Source organism: Onishia taeanensis, assembly GCF_003268885.1.
Lineage (GTDB): Bacteria > Pseudomonadota > Gammaproteobacteria > Pseudomonadales > Halomonadaceae > Onishia > Onishia taeanensis_A.
In genome coordinates this window covers 145,248-167,249 of the sequence record NZ_QLSX01000010.1, presented here as the reverse complement: position 1 = coordinate 167,249, position 22,002 = coordinate 145,248, and the positions used below count along the sequence as shown (strand labels likewise).

Genomic DNA, 22,002 nt, shown 5'->3' with positions numbered 1-22,002 from the left:
TCAAGCATAGCTTTTCTTTGCGCCATATTCTGACCAAACTATAGCCAAGAAGATCCAAAACAATGTCGTTCTCAGGCCCATATGGGTCAATGAGTAAACAATGGGCCCTGATACGACGAACCAGATGGGTGGTGGAGAACTACGCAAAACGGAATAAAGAAGAGCCATAAATAACGCGATACCAGGAACCCCATATGCAAACAACAAATTACCAAGGCTTGAATGTATTTCGTTTTTATCATATGGATAAAAACGATCAAGATGGCCTTCACCTGCTCCTACAAGAGTATATTCTGGAAAAGCCAAAATGCGATCATAATTCCTCTCTTCTCCTATAGAATCAAATTTCCCCTCTGCCACAACCGACCTACTATAAATATTTTCAGATATTCTAGTCACAGCTTTATCATCAACCAGCAACGAGGTCATGAAAAGCAGCGAAAGGATAACCGAAAAACGGAAAAGCTGTTTTGGTTGTAAATTCGCCAACAAGTACCCCACCACCACCAAGAAGAAGCCTGCGATTGCTGCTAATGATGCAGCCGCAAAGATACCTAAAATGCCAGACAAAACGGCTAAAATAATAAGAGGCTTGACGAGCAATCTCATCCTGGCAAGAACCAACAAGGAAGAGATTCCTAACAAGGAAAAGAAAGCGAGCTGATTGGGATTATTAAAGAAACCAACCGCACGACCTTCTACACCTAGTGAAAGGATTACACCAACCCCAGAGGTTATTAGACCCAGGCAAATGCCCCATTCAATATAAATTTTGCTCTTAGGCCCCATCCCAAGCAAATACAAAAAACAGGATGCCACTGCAGTATTATAAACCCAGAACGCCATTGTTCTATAAAAATCGGAGGACTGGAGAACTAAAGATGAAACCAGGCAATGTACAAATACCCAGAATGCCAGCAGACCCCAATAAATCGGAATCTTAGCCAGAGGGAGCTCCCTTGAAGTGGCTAGAGCATGAACATAAACCAAGCAAACGAGGGCCAAAAAAACATAGTCAGTAGGCTGAGCGCTTCCACTAGGATAAACATACAGCGGGCTTAAAACACTAGCAAAAACCAATGTGAACCAAATTAACCAAATCATTTTTCCACCTACCTATCTGACAAACCTTAATTCCCTGGAAAGAACCTAAAGATAGAACCTTAATTTCATTTCTATGAGAGGCAAAAAGGGAGTTATTGGAATTAACACTACTGCCTGATATGAACCCGCAACTTCTGAGGTAGCAATCCGTACAGAAGTCTTAAAGCAGGATATATCCGATACCGTATCCCGCCCTGCATCTCCGTGATTATTTTATTTTGCAGAGCTGTACTAGAAAAAAGATATTTCATTCGACGCTTATTCTCGAAAGACTGGCCAGTATGGATCCTCTTAGCTACAAGAGTGTACCCCATTTTCTGCAACTTAATGCCATGCTTTACAAGCCTAAACCAAAGCTCATAATCAAGTTGCGATTTTCTTGTTTGGCTATAACCACCTACTTCCAGAATGCTTTTTCTTTGACTAATGACACTTATATGGCTGACTGGATTTCTCTTCATCAACTCCATCGACACATCATCCAAATGGTTATTAAATGGCCCGGATATGGGCGTCCAGTCAGCAACGCCATCATCATACACAAACTCGGCATCACTATATAAAAATAGGGCTCCTGTAGCTATCAGGATGCTAACCTGGATATCAATACGTTGGGGATGTGCCAAGTCATCAGCGTCCAGGTTCGCAACATATACGCCGCGCGCATTTTCAATCGCCATATTTAATGCTTTACCACGGCCAACCCCCTCTGTTGCAATAATCCTGAAGCGTGAATCCTGCCTCTCGACTTCACGCAAGTATTTCACAGAGTCATCGCTTGAGCCATCATCAACGATCACAGCTTCCCAGTTTAAATATGTCTGATTCTTAATACTTTCAATGGCTTTAGGAAGAAATGGAAAACCATTCCTTACCGTCATATAAAAACTGACAAGAGGGGTGCGCACATCATCCATAATTTTATTCTCGACATGCTCTTATGTTAACGGCATCCATACATGAGATGGCTACCATCCTAAACCGACTTCAAGGAAAAGCTTAAGGCACTAGAGCAAATTGCAGAAATCTTCTTATTAGTTTCAAATAAATCACTTAACTTTATCTTGCAACCAACGTTTCTCCATCAACATCACAAACTGCAACATTCACCTTCAACCATTCAGCGATAAAGGAGAATTTTCTCATCGCACCAATATCCAGAAGACAATTTATATTGCAGACTTTTTCCCCAAAGACTGCATTAAGAACCTCCTGATTGCTACTCAAAGAATTTTTATATATTTCTAAACAATCATGATCTAGAATAGAAAATCCTTTTTTCTTTCCAAAAGATATTTTCGTCCTAGCTTCAACGTATTCTTTCAGGCCCTTTTTATTGTCTACAGGCTGCATAATCAGGTGCGGATTAAGTAGAGGAACTCTTGCTTCAACGCCATGATGCATGGAGATATTATCCATATCCCTCAGCAACTGGTTCTTGCAGTAATCAAACGTCTCAAGCAACTTTAGCTGCATACTAGAGCAGCCCTTGTATCGCTCCATAAGCTCTGATGGCACCGACTCATAAACGCCTTTCTTAAATCGTCTATAAGACTCTCTCAATGTGTCCTTGTGCTCTTTTTTTACGAAACAGGAATCAGCCCTATAGAGAAAATAGTATGCCATGACTCCCCACTCACCCAGTATTTTTCTTCCCTCTAAAAACCTTCTCATCTTTGGAACAAGGAGAAATGAGTTAGGAATACTGGCTAATATATTTATCAGCTGGTAATTTTTGAAAGAAGGATAGCCTCCGAATATCTCGTCACCGCCCAAACCAGAATATACTACCTTAAGGTGAGGAAACTCACTTTTTAAATGCTGCAAAATCCTGTGAACCTGGAGACCATCGGAGGTGGGTTGCTCCATAACCCCTGCATAAAATGCGATTTCTTCGCTGATAAAGCCTGGATGACCTTCACTAACTTTCTGGAGTGGTGAGAACTCACAACCAGCATCTTTTAAGTCTATAAAAGATAGGTTATTCTCAACTTCACTAACTTCGCCGTACCCATCACCTCCTCCATAAGTTACCAGTGACAATCCGGCGCCCGCTTCAATCGACTTGACCAGAAGGTAACTAGAGTCCACTCCTGAGCTTAGCAATAACGCAGCATCAACATCCCTAGTGATTAACGAGTATTTCAAATAACTTTCAGCTACTGCAGGTCCAAAATCGGATGGAAAAGAGAAACTTTCCTTCTTCAAGGAGATATCTATTCCATTTAAAACAAGTGAATGGTTAGGTGGGATCTCATATATGCCTTGCCAAACGGTTTCAGGCTCTCTAATAAAACCATTTAACACATAGTCAAAGCGTAAAGCATCAATATTCAGCTGCACCCTACCACCGATCCCTTTGACAAAAAACAAAATGGATTTAAGAGTGGATGACACCAGAAAAATATTCGCATCCTTATAGTAATAAAGTGGCTTTTCGCCAAAAACATCTCTACGAAAAACCACTTTTCCATTTTTTATATCGTACCATGCATAGGCATATGGACCATTCACGGAAGAATGGGCATTCGGCTTTTCCAATAAATGATCGAATAGCGCCAGAGTATCCGACCCCTTATGCGCATAATTTTCTTTATAATTATAATATTCACCATTAAATATCAGAGCGTAGTCATCAGTTACTACAGGCTGATTGGAGCCCGGATTCAAACCATTTATCGCCAGACGAGAATGACCAAAGTAAAGCCCATTTATTTTTCTTACAGCGACGTTATCTTCCCCGCGGTACCTCATTTTTTCAAGAGAGCTGGAAAACAGCACATCCAGATTGGCAGGACCGCAACCCGCATCATCAAGTATTTTGCAAAAAAAGATGCCGCACATTTAAATCTCCCGCCGGGAAAAATAATCGATATGAAATTTATTCTTAGGAAAATTATTAGATATAATTACCAATAATAATAAAGCCGTAAAACCCAAAACCAACAGATGAAGGCTATGCTACATTTTTCCTCAACGCTTTACCGTGGATGACAAAATCAATATCCGTTGCGAGTAAATCCAGGAAGACTTCACAGTGTTCCTCTGCATATTTGTGTGGACTAAAATCCTTCTCCGGAAAAACTGACGAGGTGATTATTTCATATATAAGACATCTAACATCACCTTGTGAGTACCCTTTGAAACTCAGGGCTTCCAACACATACTCATTCATTTTGGCGATATTTCTCGCATTTACCACTCCGTTTACCTGATTGTAAAAAACATCGCCGAAACATATAACGGCTTTATCATGAAATATTGCTTCTAACCCCATGCTAGAGGATATGGTTACCACTCCGCAGGAACGCTTTATCAGATCATGAGGATTCAGCTTGTGGCTAACCAGCATCACATTATGGTGCTTGACAACTTCGTCATAAAAACTTCTTTCTCTCCTACCAATAGATACCTTATGTTCTTTTACAAGCAAAACGCAATCTGCAGGTAATGACTTTGAGATAAACTCAATAATCTGCAGCTGGTTATTTATCCAACGTCCTTTTACAAGCGTTGATGCTTCTGGGTGAAAATGCAGAGGATAAATAAAATACTTCAACCCCATCTCTGAAAGTTTTTCAATATCAGCTTCGTTCTTGCTCAGGCATGAAGCATATCTTGATGCATTGATTATCCTAACCACCCTCTTCTTCACGGCACTAAAGGGATCCTGGTATGCGTGAAAGGTTGTTTTTCTATCTTTTCGAATGAGCATCTTTCCCAAGGTGAGGAAATCTTGCTTACTGGCTACCTTGAAGAACCGCCTATTCGCGACCATATATGATGGCTGAATCTTCTCCTTTAAATAACCTTCTATATAGGCATCGGCCTCAAGCATAGACTTCCCTTTGTTGCGCAAGCTTGCCGTGACGACATGACCGTCTGGGCCATCAGACAGATACAGTCCCGTACCTATCCTGCTCCGGACGGGATACCTGAAAGGTATATCATTCTTTTTGGAGAAAAAATATAGGAACATACTTAAGAAGTCATCCAGCCCTTCTGATACTACCATTTCAATTGGCTTTAAAGAATTTATCTCTTCTACCTTTAGTGCCATTGAAATAGCGATTCGAAATACATCCTGTTTATCAAAGCGATCGAAGTTGCGCTCCGCATGGATCAAACTGGACAAGACGAAATGATACTCGCTTTCCATCCGTTTCGCCTGGCGAAGGCATTCTTCCATACTTATTTTGTTTTTGGATTCAAGAGCATCCTTAAAATACACAGCATGATCAAAAACAGATAAATCGCTGTCATTTTTGTTGCAATATGAAAAGCAAGACAAGTAAACATTCTTGCTATTAGGATCCTTTTTAAACAATTCCATACAGCTAGTAAAAAAAGACTCACTCACGGAAAGCAGGAAAAAAATATTTTTCATCCTGAAAAACTCCTCAGCTATGGAAGGCCTAGTATTCTTTCACTGGCAGGCAATTTATTACCGACCCCACCTACTGGCAGGGTTTAATGGCCGGAGAAACAGTAGTGAGACGACTCAGGCTCGTTCCGCCATCCGCTTAAAAGTATCGTTACGAATTACCAGGTCTTGAAATCGCCCCTGATCAATAACTCGTCCATCCTTCATCAGATAGATACAGTCGCACTGCTTCACGGTAGCGAGGCGATGAGCAATAATGACGATCGTCTTGGTGCCTGAAAACTCATGAATGGCGTCCATAACCAGTTGCTCAGTGATGCCATCCAAGGCACTGGTTGCTTCATCCAACACCAGTACGTCGGCATCATGATACAAGGCACGGGCGATGCCGATCCGCTGTCGCTGCCCGCCAGAGAGCTGGACACCACGTTCGCCCACATCGGTTTCCAGTCCCTCGGGGAGCTCCGATATCAGTTCATCGAGATTAGCCAAATTAGCCGCACGTCTTACGCGCACGTCATTGATTGAAGACGGCGGAAGCCCAAAAGCAATATTCTCGCGAATGCTCGTATCAGAAAGGAAAATGCTTTGAGGCACCAGACCCAGACTGTTCTGCCATGCGCGTTTATTCTTAGTGGTCAGGGGCTCCCCATCGATGAGTACCTGGCCACTTGTGGGGTCGATCAACCCTAGAAGCAGGTCGATGGCAGTCGACTTCCCAGAGCCGGAGGCTCCGACAAGGCCGATCACTTGATTAGCTGTAATCTCCAGTGTCAGCCCATCTACGGCAGACGCTTGTTTGCCCGGATATTGAAAGTGGACGTCGCGGAATTCAATGGATTGCCGAGGCACCCAGCGGCCAGCTTTCTCGGGATCAGACCGCTCCTGATCAACACTGCTCACTGCACTGGCGTGCAGGTCATCTCGCATCGACTCGAATGCGGCCAGATTACCGCGCACCCGCGAAACACTGGAGTAGATCTGCTGAAAGGCCGGAAGAAGCTTGAAGCCAGCCAGCGCATACACGGAAAGCACCGGCAGGATGGTGCCCAAGTTACCTTGATGAGCAGCCAAAAGGTAAAGCACGAGGAATATCACCGCACCGAAGGCGACTAACTCCATCGCAAAGCGGGGTACCTGGCTCATCGCCAGAGTAGCTCCCTGCGCATTGGCAAAACGCTGGCTCACTTTTTCGAAACGTTCGGTAAAGACGCGCTGCCGACCTAACAGGAGTGCATCCTTGATGCCTCCAAAACCCTCTGCCATCAACTTGAATCGTAGCGCTTGGGTTTCCGATACTGTCGTTCCATTGTTGATCAAGCGACGGCGCACTGTACGGTAGAGCAGAAGATAGGCGATCATAAAAATTAGCAAGCCGACTGTCGCTACTAGCGGATCGTAAATGAACAGTGCCGTCGCCATCAGGCTTGCCATAACAGCCTTGGCATTCATATTCATCAAAGGAGTTATTACAGATACCGTAATACGCTGACACTCCTGAGCAATTTGTTTGGACAATTGACTGCTGCTGCCATTAGCGTGAAATAGCCAGGGCTGGTACATGTAATGTTTAAACAAACGACTCGAAAGTTCCGCCCCTACACGATGACCGAACATTTCGAGTTGCCAGGTGGTAACTACCGATATCAGTGTAGTAATACTGAGAAGTAATAATACACCAATACCAAGCCAGAAGATAAAATCAGAAGGGGAAGAAGCCCCGCTGGAACGGTAGATTTCAGCCAATATGGAGTCCCCTTCTAGCCTGCTCATGTCACCAACCAAGGCCATAAAAGGCCCAACGGAAATGACACCTGCCAGCTCAGAGAAGGACATAAAAACTACCATGACCTGCATGACAAGGAGTTTATCTCGCTGCTCTTTGTTCAACAGGGAATACAGTTCTTTTATACTTTTGAACATTTTACTCATTCCCAATAAAGGATTGAAAGCCACTTAAAAAATACAGCGATACTTGCAAAACACCTATAAACAAGTGACTAATCAACAGTTTGGATGAGACTCAAGACTTATCGACAAGGCGAGAAAAATCAGGTCAGTTCCAGCAGTCCATGACGAACCCATTTTGCGAGATAATTCTCGACCATCGTTAATGGCAAACCAACTCTCTCCGCCAGAATATTGATGCTCGTAGGCCTAGTCAGGGTAGGAATTGTGTCCATCAATAGTCGCATGCGACGGCGCTGTTCGTCAGGCATATCGCCAAAGGCGACCTGTCCCGGATCAATGTAGAGATCATACTCGGGGTTGGAAAGGCAAATGTTTCCTGAGAAACGCTTGCGCACGATAGAACTCGACTCCAAGGTCTCGACTGCTTGCATTAGCACCTTTACGGCCTCTTCCAGCCGCTCAGGTCGCATTAAATCCAGATTATCGCTATCGGTGTGATACTCGGGATACGGGAAGCGTGACAAGGACGCCATGGGAATACCATAGGCTTCCCAGATGTACTCGTCGTTAAGTAACTCGCTTTCAAATTCCCCGGTATGATGTTCACAGTCATTCGCTACTAGCGACTCGGCCACTGCTAACTCTATATTGGACTCTCGATGACGAGAATGCTGAAGGGCAAGCTCGGTAGGTGAACCTAGCATTTCCAGCATTACCCCTTCTAGCAAGTGCTCTATCTCGGCACTCGCTAGGTGGCCAAGATAATACTCATTGCCGATGATTCCTGGTGCCAGTACCAGTCGGTAGCTGAAGTTGGTCTTTTCCTGACGCCGGCGTAATGCCTCAAACAGGGACACTCCCACCGCTACACCGGATAGGCCGTCGTTAGCCACACCGGGGTGGTCCAAGTTGGCAGCAAAAATGATAGTTTCAGGGGACTTCCCCTCGAGAGTGTAATCTATCACCCGCAGCGTTCCCGGCGCCTCTTCAGTCTCGATCAGAACATCGTACTCCCCTTCCTGTAGGCCGTCGTAGAAGGTTTTTGGCACACAGAACCCCCAGTCTCGTTGCCAACTACGAAAGAGCTGACGGAAGTGGAAAGGAACAGCATCGGGGTAACGATGATCGTAATGGAGGTGGCGCCGCAGTTCCTCGCGATCCACGGTGCCACTGAAAGAGGTGGAGAGAGCCATGACGGCCAGCGGATGTCCGCTCTCGTAGATCGTTTTTCCCTGATAATAAATTCTAGCGGCTTTGATATCCCATTTATTGGGAATAACCCAACCATTATAGTTATTATCAGCAGAATAGGTATGTTCACGAAATGGTAGAATATCCTGCATGTAGCGAATGGTGTCATCAAAGTCGCTGGAACAGACCACGCGATTGAGCGGCGTCAGGTCGGCAAGTAGTTTCATCATGTTAGTCATGGGCAGTCCTGTTACGACGACTCATATGAGTTTATGCCTCGAGATGCCGGCCTTCGTTGGTCGGCTCACCGTGTGCTAAGCAGGCGTCAAGCGAATTGGGTAAGTCGTTAGTGTCCAACCTTGGCAGGCAAAGAGGGTCTGTTAGAGCTAGATCTGCCACACCCACGTCAACAGTCAACCCCAGTGCACAGCCCTTTTCCCGTAAAAGCGCCAGTAGGGCATTGTTATAACCGCCGTAGGGATAGCACATGACCCAATCATGTTGTGGCACACCAATATCACCCATGAATTCCAGGCTGGTCTCAACTTCACTCCGCTGTTCGTCGGCACTAAGCGTATTCAGCCACAGATGCTGATCACCGTGACTGCCAATGAACATGCCGGCGTCAAGCAATTCACGCAGCTGGGTATCATCCATGTACAGCTCTGCGGCAAAGTCGCGCTCGTCATTGGTCACGAATTGACGAAACAGGCGATCAATGAGAGACCCGCGCATCGGCGCCGGCAGTCCCTTCTGTAGGATGCGCTTGATGAAGGTCACGTCGGCACTGTCATAGCGGCTTTCTCTTGAAAAGGCATCAAAGCATTCCGCATTGCCGGGCAAACCGTATTCATTGCGGTGAGCATCCATGACGGCAAATATCTCGGCGATCAGCCGCTGTGGATTGGTGCTACTGGCAAGGGTGAAGTGAATCTTGTTGACGTCCAACACGCGCCCTTCACGCACCGCGCAAGCGGGAGGAAAGAAACTCCCTTGCACGCCACGCTCAACGAGCAGCGGAAAGACATGCTCGTAGTGATCCCGATAGCCATCGTCAAAGGTAAGCAGGATGGCTTGCTCCGGCAGCCTGGCCTCACCGCGGGTTGCGGCAATGACGTCTTGCATGTTCACTACTGTGTAATGACGCTGTATGTAATCAAGCTGGCCACGAAAATTCTCCGATTCAAGAGCCTTGAGATCGGGATAGCGGGACTCTTTCAAGGGGCGGACATAGTGATACATCACGATGGTAAGATTATTCGCCATGATCGTCGCTACCTAGTCTTCTGTATTGTTATCAATATCTTTTGTGAGCTACCAGGCGCTGAGTCCGCCATCGACATACAGGCACTGACCGGTGACGTATCGCGAGGCGTCCGAGGCCAGGAAGATGAGGGCTCCCACTAGATCGTCGGGCTGCCCCATCCGCCCCATCGGTACTCGCTGGGAGTAGCGATCGACGAATGCCGCGTTCTGACCGCTTTGCACTCCACCAGGAATCAGGGTGTTGACCCGGATACCGTGTGACGCCCAATTAGTGGCCAGATACCGCGCCAGCCCAGACACTCCTGCCTTTGAAGCGGCATAGACAGGCGGCGTGTTAATGGCGATTCCCAGGTATTCAGACCCCTGATAAATGCGTGGGTCACTGCCTAACTGGCCATAGATGGAGCCAGTATGGATGATGCTCCCCCCCCTACCCTGCTCAATCATGCGGCGACCCACACTGCGTGACACCAGAAATACGCCATCCAGATTAACGGCCATTATCTTTCTCCATTCCGCCAGACTGTATTCTTCTACCGGTGTGAAGAAGGCCCCGAGATCATCGGACTTGCTGGCCGCATTATTGTGAAGAATATCGATGGCACCGAAGTGCTCCAACGTGCTAGTGACTAGTGCTTCCACCGAAGCCTCGTCGCTGACATCACAGGGCAGGCCGATACAACGCACGCCCGTATCCCGTCCTAGCTCAGCCGCATATCGCTCCGCAGACTCTCCATCCAGGTCGGCCACCACCACATTGGCACCAAATTCCGCCAGAGCTTGGCAGAAATGCTGCCCCAGAATGCCGAGTCCACCTGTCACGATTGCTACACGTCCCTTGAGATCAAACAGGTCATAAAAGGTTGTCGAATCCACCTAATGACACCTCCTTTCGGTTCTGGAGCGCTAATTTTCCAGCGATCAATGTACGAATGACGTCGACTGTCTCCACAGCGGGAATCGCGGGATGTCCATCTACTATCTGCCGCCAGAAAGCCCAGAGAGTGCGGCGAAACATCGAGAAGTTGTCAGTAATATCGAAACAGCTGATATGGTGGCTACTCATCAGTTCTACGCGAAACATCGCCGGCACCTGTCCGAGTGCATCTATGTGGACCGGCACACCGTCCCCCATCACCACGATCAAGGAGTCATGGGCGGCCGGCAGGGCGCTTACTGATATCGGACGTGATGGCATCAACGGTAGGATGGCGTCCAGAAGATGCACGCCATAGCGCTCCCAATCGTTGACGATGGTTCCGCGAACCAGTCTCATCTCGCCATGATCGATCTGTCCTGCTCGCCATGCGTCCAATTCCTTGGCATAGCGCATTCCCGAGCAGGACATAAGCAAGCCGCTCTCAAGGTAAGGCGTGAACCAGCGCAACTCGTCGAGATCCAGTGTCAGAGGTTTATCGATAAATACGGGTATACCGGCTTCCAGAAAGGGCATGGCCAGGGGGCGGTGAGAGGCATGATCGTCCCGAGCGATGATCACCGCTTCTACTACACCGAGCATATCGGTGGGTGACGAGACGGCATGCGGAATGCTTGTGGCCCTGCATAGGGCCGCCGTCTGTTCGGCGTCCTGGGTCCAGGCATGGGTGACGCGCAGATCGCCCACGCCGAATTCCGATCCATGGCGGCGACGTACGTAGTCATAGATGCCTGGCCAGCCGGAATGACGCATCCCATTGTCTGAGTAACCATTGATAATCGCGGAGAAAGAGAACGGATGGCCGTTACCATCACTCATTCCCAGCATGCCGACACGCGTGACCATGGAGCGTAAGCCTCTAAATTAAGGGCAGGAGTTGGGTATCACGAGATTCAATAGACAGAACGGACTTAGGTCAGGAGACGCACGTTCTCACGCGCCATACCGGCGAGCCGAAGCGCCCTGCTGCGCAAGCGTCTTCTGAGCCCTTCTCCCGCCTGCAGGTGTGCTTTGACCTCTGCCATCAGATCGTCAAACTGATCCTCGATCGCGAATGGATCGAAGGCGCTCTGCTGCATGTCCGCCTGCTTGAGAAAGGCATCCATTTTGACAGTATGCCGATTCAGGGCGATGACCGGTGTACCGCCGCTATGTGCAAAGATGCTGGGATGCCAGCGAGCGCCAATGTAAACCTGGGCATTCCCCATCAGATTTACCGCCGATTGGATAGGCAAATTGACACCGGCCAAAGGCAGGTCGAGGCGTTCAGCAACGGGCTCCATGATGCGCAGATCCTTGCCCGACGAAGCGGTAAGAATGACCTGCCCGACACATGCCTGCAGCGCTCGACATAGTTTGCTGAAGCTCGGTACCGCATCGAACCCCGGCTTGAGTCCACGAAAATACACCGAACCTCCACCGATGCAGGCATAAGGAGCCTGCGGATCGAAGGCTCCACCGCGCAAGATATCGCCTTCGTTCTCATCCTGAGACGATTCCTGAGCTGATCCCAGCCGAGACCACCATTCTGTGCCTTGTGGTTGGTACAGATAGGCGGCATCAGACGCTACGCGACCCAGCCCGCGGGAACAGGCCAACGCCGAGTCTGGCTCGCGAAACACGATGTCATCCAACAACGGATAGACATGGTCGGCGATTTCCCTCAATACCGGGTCGTTCATCACAATACTGTGGTTGACTATCGCCGTTGGCTTGCCGAAAAAACGCTTTGCCAGATAGGCGATGAAGTAGATCATGCGACTTTGCCGGGTACAGTCATAGATGCAGCCTTCGCCGCTGACTAGCACGACGTCACTAATGGCCAGAGCGGTATATATTTCCGGAAAGATGACGCCATCCATGACCTCGCGGGCTCTAGACTCAAACTCTTGCCAACGGCTCGGCGCGACATCTTCCACCTGCCCTGATAGAACCTCAGCGTCTCGAACTGACGCAATATCCTCCGTCTGCGCCATGCCAATACGGTACTGATACAGCGTCGATTCGACCTGCCCGCCTGCTTCATGAATCAGCTCGCGAAGCGCCAAAGAGGTCGCTCGAGCGCCCCAATTCGGGTCATCGGAGGTATCGTTGACCAGACATACTTTCATCGCGTCTCCCACCTTCCCTTCTCGTGGCTCATCCTTGATGCACCGATTCACCAGATCGCCCAGCCACCGTCGACACACAGGTTCTGTCCCGTCATGTAAGCACCGGCATCACTTGCCAGCAGCGCTACGACTCCCTTCAGATCCTCTGGCTCTCCTAGGCGACCTGCGGGGGCCTTGCTCTTCAAGCGCTCCATGAAGGCCTGGTTATCCTGGGTTATGGCATGCGGGAAGGCCCCCGGACTGATTGCGTTGACACGTATGGCATCAGGCGAGAGAAAACTGGCCAGGTAGCGAGTGAATTGCAGGACACCGGCCTTGGCCGCGCCATAGCTGGGCGGGTTGGCATGGTCAGTGCCTTCATAAAGGCGGTAGTCGGGAGCCACATGACCATACATGGACGAGATGTTGATGATGCTGCCAGCACTGGCTTTTAGCAGGGGGTGGCACTGTTTCACCATCCGGAATACTGAATTCAGACTGATGTCCACATCGTAGTACCAGTCATCTTCATCAATGCTCTGCCAGCTGTTCTTGCGGCCCGACCAGGCATTGTTGACCAGGATATCCAGACCGCCGCAAGTGTCTTGCAAATACTCTACGCAGCGGGCTACCGACTCCCGGTCGGTAACATCGAGTGCGATTCCCCGGTGCTGCGCGGCTGGCCAACGATCACACCACCCAGCCGCGATCGCCTTGCACCGTTCGGCATCACGGCTGGCAATCACTACGTTGGCCCCTAGCTCGGCAAGCGCCTCACCCATGGCGAGCCCAAGATGACCGGCACCACCACTGATTAGTGCAGTGCGTCCCTCAAGATTGAGTAAGTCATGCAGAGATCTGTTCATCCTGGCTCTCCCTGGTGATGAATTCCGCGATAAGAAAATCCTGTTCGTTATCGATGTCCAATGATGCCCTTCCATCGACAATCACAGCCCCGGTCCGCCCGAACAGCATGCCCCGCGTCGCTTTTGCGAGCGTGTCGAGGCGGAAGGCATAAACCTCGCCGCTGAGCTGAAAGGCCTCCGGCAATTGCTGCCGCGGTAACCAGGGCACGCTGCCCTCTACGAAGGTTTCCGGCATCCCGTCATGGATGCGCCAAGCCCGGTGCGGGTTCAGGTCGGCGGGCTTGAACGTTGCCACCGAGTCCAACCCATCTTGATGTAAGCGTTGCAGGCAGGACTGCACATCGATACCGCGGCGCAGGGGTGCCGTCGGCTCCAATAGGAGTGCATAGGCCGCGTCCTCACCTTCTTGATGAAGGCGATGCGCGAGATCACGCACAGCATCCAGGACCAAGGCGGTATCAGTTGCCAACTCGGGAGGGCGAGAAACGGCCTCAGCGCCATATTGGCGTGCAACGGCGGCAATTTCTTCGCTGTCCGTGGATACAATGACCCGATCCACTTCCTCGAGGCTCAAGGCCAACTCAATGGTCCAGGCAATCAATGGCCTGCCATTGAGATCACGTAGGTTCTTCCCAGGGATGGTCTTGCTGCCGCCGCGAGCCGGGATCATGGCCACGACGCGTTGGCTTTCAATCATTGCGTTCACCTTCAAACAAAGGACATGCAGAGGCTGTCACGGAGAGGCATCAAGCGCGTAGCTGCGCCATGGTTTCGCAGTACTGTTGCCATTCACCGGTATCCAACCAGGCCTTGTCGCTAATGGGGTAAACGCCGACACGTCCACCCCGCTCTTTGACGTCCTGGATCAAATCGGTGAGGTGGTAAAACTGATTCTCGGGAATCAGATTGAGAACCGAGGACTTGAGCACATAAAGTCCGGTGTTAACCAGGAAGTTGTAATGGGGCTTTTCCCGCATCTCGCAGAGCTGGCCGTTATCGACAATGTCACAGATGCCATAAGGAATATCGTAATGGCGCAGTGACACAACCATGGTGATGTCGTTATTCTCCTGGCCGTGATGTGCCATCAGGGCATGGTAGTCCGCCTTGATAATGACATCGCAATTGGTCACGATAAGATCGCCTTCAAAGCGACCAATCAGTGCATGCAAGCCACCCCCCGTCCCCAGTGGCTTTTCCTCATGGATATAGCTAATGCGATAGGACGGTTCAAGTTCCTCGAAATAGGCCTGAATCAACTTCGACTTGTAATTGACCGACAGATAAAAATCATCGACACCACACTGGACGAATGAGTCGATGATCATCTCGATAGCGGTCTTTTCTCCGACCGGAATCAGCGGCTTGGGCAATACGCTGGTGAAAGGAGCAAGCCGAGAGCCTTTCCCACCGGCCATGACGACAACCGGTAACGCGAGGGGCTCCTGCTTCTTGATGCTACCTTCCTTTTGGAAGAGGTCTTCCCAGAATAAAACATCGATGATGCAATTATCGTCATCCAGCACCGGCACCGATGTGATCTTGTGCGTCGACATGGCACTTTCGATATCAGCCATTCGATAGCCTTCACGCGCAGAATAGGGAATGTGATTGCACACATCGCCGACCTGCCCTTCCAGGTCTCCACCACCCAGAATCCAACGCCGCACGTCACCATCTGTTAGTGTCCCACGCAACTGGCCTTCCTCATTGGTGACGTAGAGAATCTTACGCCGGGTCTCTTCCAGTTGGTGTAACGCCGCAAGGACCTTGCGATGCTCATCAATCAAAAGTGAGTCGAACATCGTATAACCTCCCCTCATTCGTTCCCGGCTGCCATAGCGGCATCGATAAATCCTTTTTTGGTCACCCCGGTATCAAGAGGAACAACCTTCAAGGTTTCTTTTATCCGTCGCGAGGTCCAACCATCGCCGTAGCGATCATAGGGATTTTGCAGATGGATGAGTTGCGCTCGAAATTCGGGGCTCAGGGCAAGGGCAATGCCCCGACGAATCTCGTCGACTCGATTGTCCACTGATATGACATTGGCGGCGGCTAAGCGACCTTCCTGGCGAGACCCGATATTCACCACAGGAAGCCCAAAAGACGGCGCTTCAACGAGACCACTTGAGGAGTTACCCAACATCAGGTCGAGATGGCGAAGGCACCCCTGGTAAACCAGTGGTCCAAGGTTGTCGAAAAGGCGACTGCGATCAGGATGATCTGCACACCAGCGAGCCAGCGCTAGATTGATATCCCGCCCCTGGATATCGGCATTGGCCTTGGAGAAAACCACCTGGAGGTTGTCACACGCCTCGAGTGCCTCCAGCAGATTTGCTACCTGTGACCTGCAGCCGGCCGTCATATCGCTGGTGGCGGGATGAAAGGTCGCGATGGCCGTTGGCCGGTCCAGCGATATGCCGAGGACCTCTTCCAAGGCATCGCGGCTAACCGGCTCACTGCGATGAAGGTGATCCAGGCCCGGCGCACCGTAGTTGAACACCCATGCCGGGTCCTCTCCCATCTGAATGATGCGGCGCCTATACACCTCGGTCGCAGGAAAATGGATATTGGCAAGTTTGGTGACAGCGTGACGGAAGTACTCATCGAGGGCACCACGGCTGGTTTCGCCACCGTGCAGGTGCACCAGAGGAATACCGTGCGCCACCGCGGCGAGTGCTACCGGTACGATCTCGAACCGGTCTCCCAATAACACCAGCAGATCAGGGCGATCCTCCGCCAAGGACTCGGCACAGGACAGCATGGTCAGTCCCATCGCTTTGACCATCGCCGTGCGGCTATCAGAAGACAGCAGTACCTCAAGACGGCGATGAATACGGAAACCATCGCGCTCAATCTCGCGAACGGTCTCACCAAATTCGGTCGACAGGTGGGACCCGCTGACCGTCAGCATCAGCTCCAGCTCGGGGTCCTCGTCGATCTCGCGTAACAGCCAATAAAGCAGGCCATAGTCGGCACGAGTGGTCGATAGGACCCATATACGTCGACTGCTCACACCAGGTCTCCCCAGCCGAGGAGTTCATCGGCAGCGATGGTGCGAGACGCACGGCGCCCCACGACCATCTCGAGTTGGCTGGGCGCAAGCCCACTCCCCGGCCGCTTCAATGCCAAGTGTTCCAGGGTGATGACTTCCCCCTCGGCAATCGGACACTCCGTCGCGATGCTCTTGCGGACTACATCGAGATTGGGACGCTCGCAAGGGGCCGGACACTTGCGGCCGTCGCCACGGGCGCTTTCAACATGACGAATGGCTTGAACCATCTGGCGGAAATCCGCCGGTGCCAGGGAAGCTGCATGGTCGGGGCCCGACAAGGTGGTATCCAGAGTGAAGTGCTTCTCGATCACACGGGCGCCCATGGCCACGGCAGCGATAGGAATTTCATTACCTGCCGTATGATCGGAGTAGCCCACGCTGACACCAAAGGCACTCGCGAGAGTGTTCATCGCCAGCAGGTTAATCTCAGCATAGGGAGCCGGATATTCGGTGACGCAGTGCAGTACCGTGATGTCCCCCGCCCCGGCCTCTTTCAAGAGGTTCAGGGCAACCTCGACCTCCGCCAAGTAACACATGCCGGTCGACAGGATTACCGGCTTGCCGAAGCCTCCGATGCACTTCAGGAGAGGCAGGTTCGTAATCTCCCCAGAGGGAACCTTGAACAGACGCATGCCTAGCGCGTCCAGGAAGATGGCACTGCTGGCGTCGAAGGGACTGGACAGGAACTCGATGCCGATGTCCAAGCAGTGGGAATGAAGATGCCGGAAGTCGTCATCCGTCAACTCCAAGGCCTTCAGCATCGCATACTGGGAGTTCGACCCCGGCACGGCCTGATGCTGATAGGCCGCCTTAGCGGCATTGCGAGTCACCAGGCGATCAGCCTTGAAGGTCTGGAACTTGACGGCATCGGCCCCACACTGCTTGGCGGTATCGACAAGTTCGATGGCCATGTCCAAGGAGCCATTGTGATTCACCCCGGCCTCAGCGATCACGAAGGTGGAAGGTGAAGCGCTCATGAGATTCTCCTGGCTGGAACGCCGACATAAGTTCCCGGAGTGGTTATGTCGCGAGTCAAGGTAGCGCCGGCACCAATCAAACACCCCGCACATACCCGAACGGAGTGAATGATGGTGGCGCCCGCTCCGATCATGCAGTGATCACCGATCACAACACCGCCGCTGAGGGTGGCGCCCGGAGCAACATGAACGTCATTACCCAGCTCGCAGTCGTGGTCGACCGTGGCACGGGTATTGACGATACAGGCCTGACCCAGGCGACTACCGGTGACGACCACAGCTCCATCCAGAACGACGGTCCCGGCTCCGGCACGAACATCGTCATGCACAGTAGCGCCCACCATATAAATGGCCGGAAAGCTGAAACCACGGGCCCGGTATTGCTCGAAGCTTGCGAGCCGTGGCCCTTCTACCGATACCTTCCCCATCCCAAGTACCGCAGATGCAGATCGATGAGTCTCAATTTCATGAAATGACAAGTCGGTGCCCAGATAACGAGCGCCCATCAGTCTTCCTTCATCGTGCAACGCCGTATAGCCATAGACCTGATGCCCCAACTTCAGAAGCCCATGAATCAACACCCGGGCGTGGCCACCGCCCCCGACTACGAAAAATTCACTCACTGGCTCTCCTGGCTATTCAACAGCACAACAGCAGTGCGCTTGATATCGGTGCTAACCTTGTCTGAAACGTCGGCGAGCTCAGGCAGTTTCCAGACAGCGCCTAAATGTTATAGAGGTGCGCTTTGTAATGGCTCAGGTTCTCACTCTCGGTGAACCAGGCGATGGTCTTCTCTAGTCCACGACGCAATCCATCCAAGCCTCCATGCTCGGGTTGGTGACCCAGCAGCCGAACGGCCTTCTCGGTGCTTGCCCAGAGCCGCTCCACCTCACTATTTTGAGGACGCAACCGCTGCTCATCGATGCCGATGTCGATCTCACAGCCCATCAGCTCGGCAATCAGGCCGGCGGTATCCCCGATGCTGATTTCAAAGCCGCTGCCGACATTAATCACTTCACCCACGGCAGCATCGCACTCCGCCACGCGCATGAAGCCGGCCACAGTGTCGGAGACAAAACTGAAATCTCGGGTCGGGTGCAATGCACCGAGGCTCAGTCGGCGCGCGCCGGATGCGAGCTGAGTGATAATGGTGGGAATCACGGCCCGGGCCGATTGGCGTGGTCCATAGGTATTGAACGGACGAATCAGCGCCACTGGCGTAGAGAACGAACGCTGGAACGACAACGCAAGTTGGTCAGCCCCGATCTTCGACGCGGAATAAGGTGACTGCCCTTGCAGAGGGTGCTCTTCGTGAATGGGTACGTAACGTGCCGTTCCATACACTTCGCTGGTAGACGTATGCACGACCTTCGCCACGTCCAAATCCCGCGCTGCCTGCACAACGTTCAATGTGCCCTTTATATTGGTATCGACGTAAGTATCGGGCGAGTGGTAGGAGTAGGGAATGGCGATGAGGGCAGCAAGGTGGAAGACGACGTCGCACCCTTTCATGGCCTGGCGAACACCATTCGGGTCTCGTATATCTCCAGCAAATATATCCAGTTCATTGCGAACACCGGGCTCACAATGGTCAAGCCATCCCCAGGAGCTGAAGGAGTTATACATCACAAAGGCTCGAACGGAACATCCCTGACTTACCAAAGCTTCTACAAGATGAGAGCCGATAAAGCCATCCGCACCTGTGACGAGAACTTTCTTTCCTTTTAGATTCATTTTAATTATCACTATCTTCCAGGAATTCACCGTATGACACTTATACAAAAAACGTCACACCCCACCCAAATTTTCCAACGTGATCATGCAGGACACTATCATTTGGAGCCGGCAAGAAATTAGATTCCTTAAAAACACTTTATTTATAGGCGTAATTATAATAGCCGTAGTTAATCCTAGCCTTTCCCTCCAGCGCATTAAGAATAAACCCTCGCACTTCTACGCCAGATGTCTCGAATCGACGCAACGCCAGCTTTATCTCCTTTGGTGAGTTATGCCTATAACGCGCAACCATGAGGGAAGTCCCTGTCTTCTTGCCCACTATCACGCTATCTGTAACAGCTAGAACGGGTGGCGTGTCAATGACAATCAGATCGTAATCTTTGCCAGCATCCTCCAGAAAACTACCAAACCTGTCCTGCATTAAAAGCTCTGAAGGATTGGGCGGCACTAAGCCCCGAGAAACATAAGAAAGTCCTTCAATACTCGTATCACGAACCAACTTCTTCCATTCAACCTTCCCTGACAGGAAATCTGAAAGCCCCTCTGCCGAATGCCCGCCGAATGCTTTGTGAATATTCCCTTTCCGCATGTCGGCGTCGATAAGCAAGACCCTATTACCTGCTTGAGCACAAACAGCTGCCAGATTCATCGCCACAAAACTCTTGCCAACCTCAGGGCTTGGTCCGCATATCATAATGCATTTATTTTTTGACTCCATCATGGCAAAGTGCAAGCTAGTTCGAAGTCCTCTGAGCGCCTCGATTGCAATATCCGTTGGGCTTTCGGCTGAAAGAATACCTTTGATCACATTTCCATTTCGAGAATGGCTTCTGCTTTTTCTCACCAACTTCAACTGATCATCCGATAAGGGCACGGTAGCATAAACTGGCAGGCCGATACTTTCTAGCTGCTCGGGAACCTCTACCCCTCTATTGACAAAGGCACGCAGCAATACCACACCGATGGACAAGGTCGCACCTAGTAAAGTGGCGGACATTATAATTAACATTTTCTTCGGCGTAATCGGGCTTGGGCTAACCTGAGCAGAATCGATAATACGGACATTGCCAATTGTACCGGCCTTTGCCAAACGCAACTCCTGGTATCGATTTATAAGGTTTACATATATCGCTTGCGTGACTTCCACATCCCTGGTCAGCCTGACAACTTCCTGCTGAGCGGCGGGCATCTTCTCAACACGCGCATTAAGCCGATCTCGCTCATTCCTCAGGAAGCTTTTTTGCCGAATCAACGCTTGGTAAGCAGGATGATTCCGAGTGAAACGCTGCGCCATCTCTGCTTCTTGAAACTCCACTTCGCTCAACTTTTTCTCCACATCAATCAATTGAGCAATGACTGACTGAGACTCCGAGTCAAGATCTACGCTATCCATCTTGACACGATATTCATTCAACTTGTCTTCGGCACTGGATAACTGGGTACGGAGCTCCGGTGCCTGTTCGTCAATAAATGCCAGACTCTGATCTACTTGTGCCGACTGCCGCTCAACATTCTGCATCAAGAAATTTTCACTGATGGCGTCCAGCAAGCGGCGTATTTCCTCACGATCCGTACCCGTCAATGTCAAGCGGAGCATACCAGCATTGCCAACGAAACCACTTCCTGTTTCAGCGACGGAGAGCCTGGAAGCCAGAGACTGTATTGCAACCGACCGCAGTGCTTTGGTCAGCGTAAATTCAGCTCCCTCTGGTGCCACCATCTCTGCCACTCGCAGTTCTATAGCCCCCTCCATAAAGCTGGCTTTCTCTCCCGCTACGCCCTTACCCAGCAGTTCATCGCCAAGCAGAAGTTGATAGCCATCTTGCCCCAAGGATTTCAATGTCAGAGATCGACCTCGTAGCGCATCTTCAACCGAGAAAAGCCCAACGTTAATGCTCTCACCACCCCATACAGAGGCCTCAATCTCATTGGAAAAAGGGAGATAATCACTATAGCGCTCTAAAAACTTGTTCAGGGCTGGTATTGAGGAAGTGCTAGGGCGAGATATATTTTTCCTTTGGACATACTTTCCAACGAGAGGAAGCGTATGTGGAACGACAATAGTATCAAGGTTCATCTGATCAACAACTCTTCCTAACACCATCCTGGAGCGTAGAATTTCAACTTCTACAGATGAACTTTTCTTTTCTTCTCCCATCACCGTTTTTAGGTCCCCGAGAGGGTTAACGGAAGAACGCTTTTCTATCTGAACCAGCGCATCTCCCCTATACACGGGTTTCGACATGAAAGCATAAACGGCCCCACCTAGGAAAAACAAGAATGCAACAGACAATATCAACCACTTATTATCCAGCATAATGGCTAACAAGCGGGAAATGTCTATATCTGTATTTTCATGAGGCACATTGGGAATCTGCTGCATCTTAGTCATAACGGTGCCTTTGTGCCTGGTTAATCTTCGCTTATAGATACCTGCAAAGAAAACCGATCGACGGTATAAAACATGTTGTTTAGACATCAACC

18 protein-coding genes are annotated in these 22,002 nt (G+C 50.5%); all 18 read right to left on the bottom strand.

Annotated elements, in window-relative coordinates; genetic code table 11:
• Positions 1-1,104 (bottom strand): hypothetical protein, encoded by a 1,104-nt coding sequence (locus tag BCL93_RS17160; protein ID WP_146742498.1) that lies wholly within the window; start codon positions 1,102-1,104, stop codon positions 1-3.
• Between the two features lie 107 nt (positions 1,105-1,211).
• Entirely contained in the window at positions 1,212-2,021 is an 810-nt protein-coding gene (locus BCL93_RS13935; protein ID WP_112055867.1) for a glycosyltransferase family 2 protein, read from the bottom strand.
• A gap of 142 nt (positions 2,022-2,163) precedes the next feature.
• Positions 2,164-3,948 (bottom strand): asparagine synthase-related protein, encoded by a 1,785-nt coding sequence (locus BCL93_RS13930; protein ID WP_112055866.1) that lies wholly within the window; start codon positions 3,946-3,948, stop codon positions 2,164-2,166.
• Between the two features lie 112 nt (positions 3,949-4,060).
• A complete protein-coding gene (locus BCL93_RS13925) occupies positions 4,061-5,491 on the bottom strand; it encodes a hypothetical protein (RefSeq protein WP_112055865.1) in 1,431 nt (476 codons plus the stop codon).
• 114 nt (positions 5,492-5,605) lie between these two features.
• Positions 5,606-7,411 carry an ABC transporter ATP-binding protein gene (locus BCL93_RS13920; RefSeq protein WP_112055864.1) on the bottom strand — a complete coding sequence of 602 codons (1,806 nt, stop codon included), beginning with the start codon at positions 7,409-7,411 and terminating at the stop codon, positions 5,606-5,608.
• Positions 7,412-7,539: 128 nt separating this feature from the next.
• A complete protein-coding gene (locus BCL93_RS13915) occupies positions 7,540-8,829 on the bottom strand; it encodes a DUF4910 domain-containing protein (protein ID WP_112055863.1) in 1,290 nt (429 codons plus the stop codon).
• Between the two features lie 31 nt (positions 8,830-8,860).
• Complete coding sequence (locus BCL93_RS13910; RefSeq protein WP_112055862.1) at positions 8,861-9,856, bottom strand: polysaccharide deacetylase family protein; 996 nt, start codon at positions 9,854-9,856, stop codon at positions 8,861-8,863.
• A 48-nt stretch (positions 9,857-9,904) separates the two neighbouring features.
• On the bottom strand, positions 9,905-10,732 hold the full coding sequence (locus BCL93_RS13905) for an SDR family NAD(P)-dependent oxidoreductase (protein ID WP_112055861.1): 828 nt from the start codon (positions 10,730-10,732) through the stop codon (positions 9,905-9,907).
• Positions 10,710-11,639: a Gfo/Idh/MocA family oxidoreductase gene (locus BCL93_RS13900; RefSeq protein WP_112055860.1), complete on the bottom strand. Its 930-nt coding sequence runs from the start codon at positions 11,637-11,639 to the stop codon at positions 10,710-10,712. The genes BCL93_RS13905 and BCL93_RS13900 overlap by 23 nt, the downstream gene beginning before the upstream one ends.
• A 65-nt stretch (positions 11,640-11,704) precedes the next feature.
• Positions 11,705-12,904: a polysaccharide pyruvyl transferase family protein gene (locus BCL93_RS13895; RefSeq protein WP_112055859.1), complete on the bottom strand. Its 1,200-nt coding sequence runs from the start codon at positions 12,902-12,904 to the stop codon at positions 11,705-11,707.
• A 47-nt stretch (positions 12,905-12,951) separates the two neighbouring features.
• Complete coding sequence (locus BCL93_RS13890) at positions 12,952-13,749, bottom strand: SDR family oxidoreductase (RefSeq protein WP_112055858.1); 798 nt, start codon at positions 13,747-13,749, stop codon at positions 12,952-12,954.
• Positions 13,730-14,446 (bottom strand): cytidylyltransferase domain-containing protein, encoded by a 717-nt coding sequence (locus tag BCL93_RS13885; RefSeq protein WP_112055857.1) that lies wholly within the window; start codon positions 14,444-14,446, stop codon positions 13,730-13,732. The genes BCL93_RS13890 and BCL93_RS13885 overlap by 20 nt, the downstream gene beginning before the upstream one ends.
• 49 nt (positions 14,447-14,495) lie before the next feature.
• Complete coding sequence (locus BCL93_RS13880) at positions 14,496-15,554, bottom strand: sugar phosphate nucleotidyltransferase (protein ID WP_181463106.1); 1,059 nt, start codon at positions 15,552-15,554, stop codon at positions 14,496-14,498.
• A 14-nt stretch (positions 15,555-15,568) separates the two neighbouring features.
• On the bottom strand, positions 15,569-16,765 hold the full coding sequence (gene neuC / locus BCL93_RS13875; RefSeq protein WP_181463105.1) for a UDP-N-acetylglucosamine 2-epimerase: 1,197 nt from the start codon (positions 16,763-16,765) through the stop codon (positions 15,569-15,571).
• Entirely contained in the window at positions 16,762-17,781 is a 1,020-nt protein-coding gene (gene neuB, locus BCL93_RS13870) for an N-acetylneuraminate synthase (RefSeq protein WP_112055854.1), read from the bottom strand. The genes neuC and neuB overlap by 4 nt, the downstream gene beginning before the upstream one ends.
• A complete protein-coding gene (locus tag BCL93_RS13865) occupies positions 17,778-18,404 on the bottom strand; it encodes a NeuD/PglB/VioB family sugar acetyltransferase (RefSeq protein ID WP_112055853.1) in 627 nt (208 codons plus the stop codon). Before BCL93_RS13865 ends, neuB begins: the two co-directional genes overlap by 4 nt.
• Positions 18,405-18,504: 100 nt before the next feature.
• On the bottom strand, positions 18,505-19,545 hold the full coding sequence (locus tag BCL93_RS13860; protein ID WP_309251236.1) for an NAD-dependent 4,6-dehydratase LegB: 1,041 nt from the start codon (positions 19,543-19,545) through the stop codon (positions 18,505-18,507).
• Positions 19,546-19,654: 109 nt separating this feature from the next.
• Positions 19,655-21,901: a polysaccharide biosynthesis tyrosine autokinase gene (locus BCL93_RS13855; RefSeq protein ID WP_258396569.1), complete on the bottom strand. Its 2,247-nt coding sequence runs from the start codon at positions 21,899-21,901 to the stop codon at positions 19,655-19,657.
• Positions 21,902-22,002: the final 101 nt, after the last annotated feature.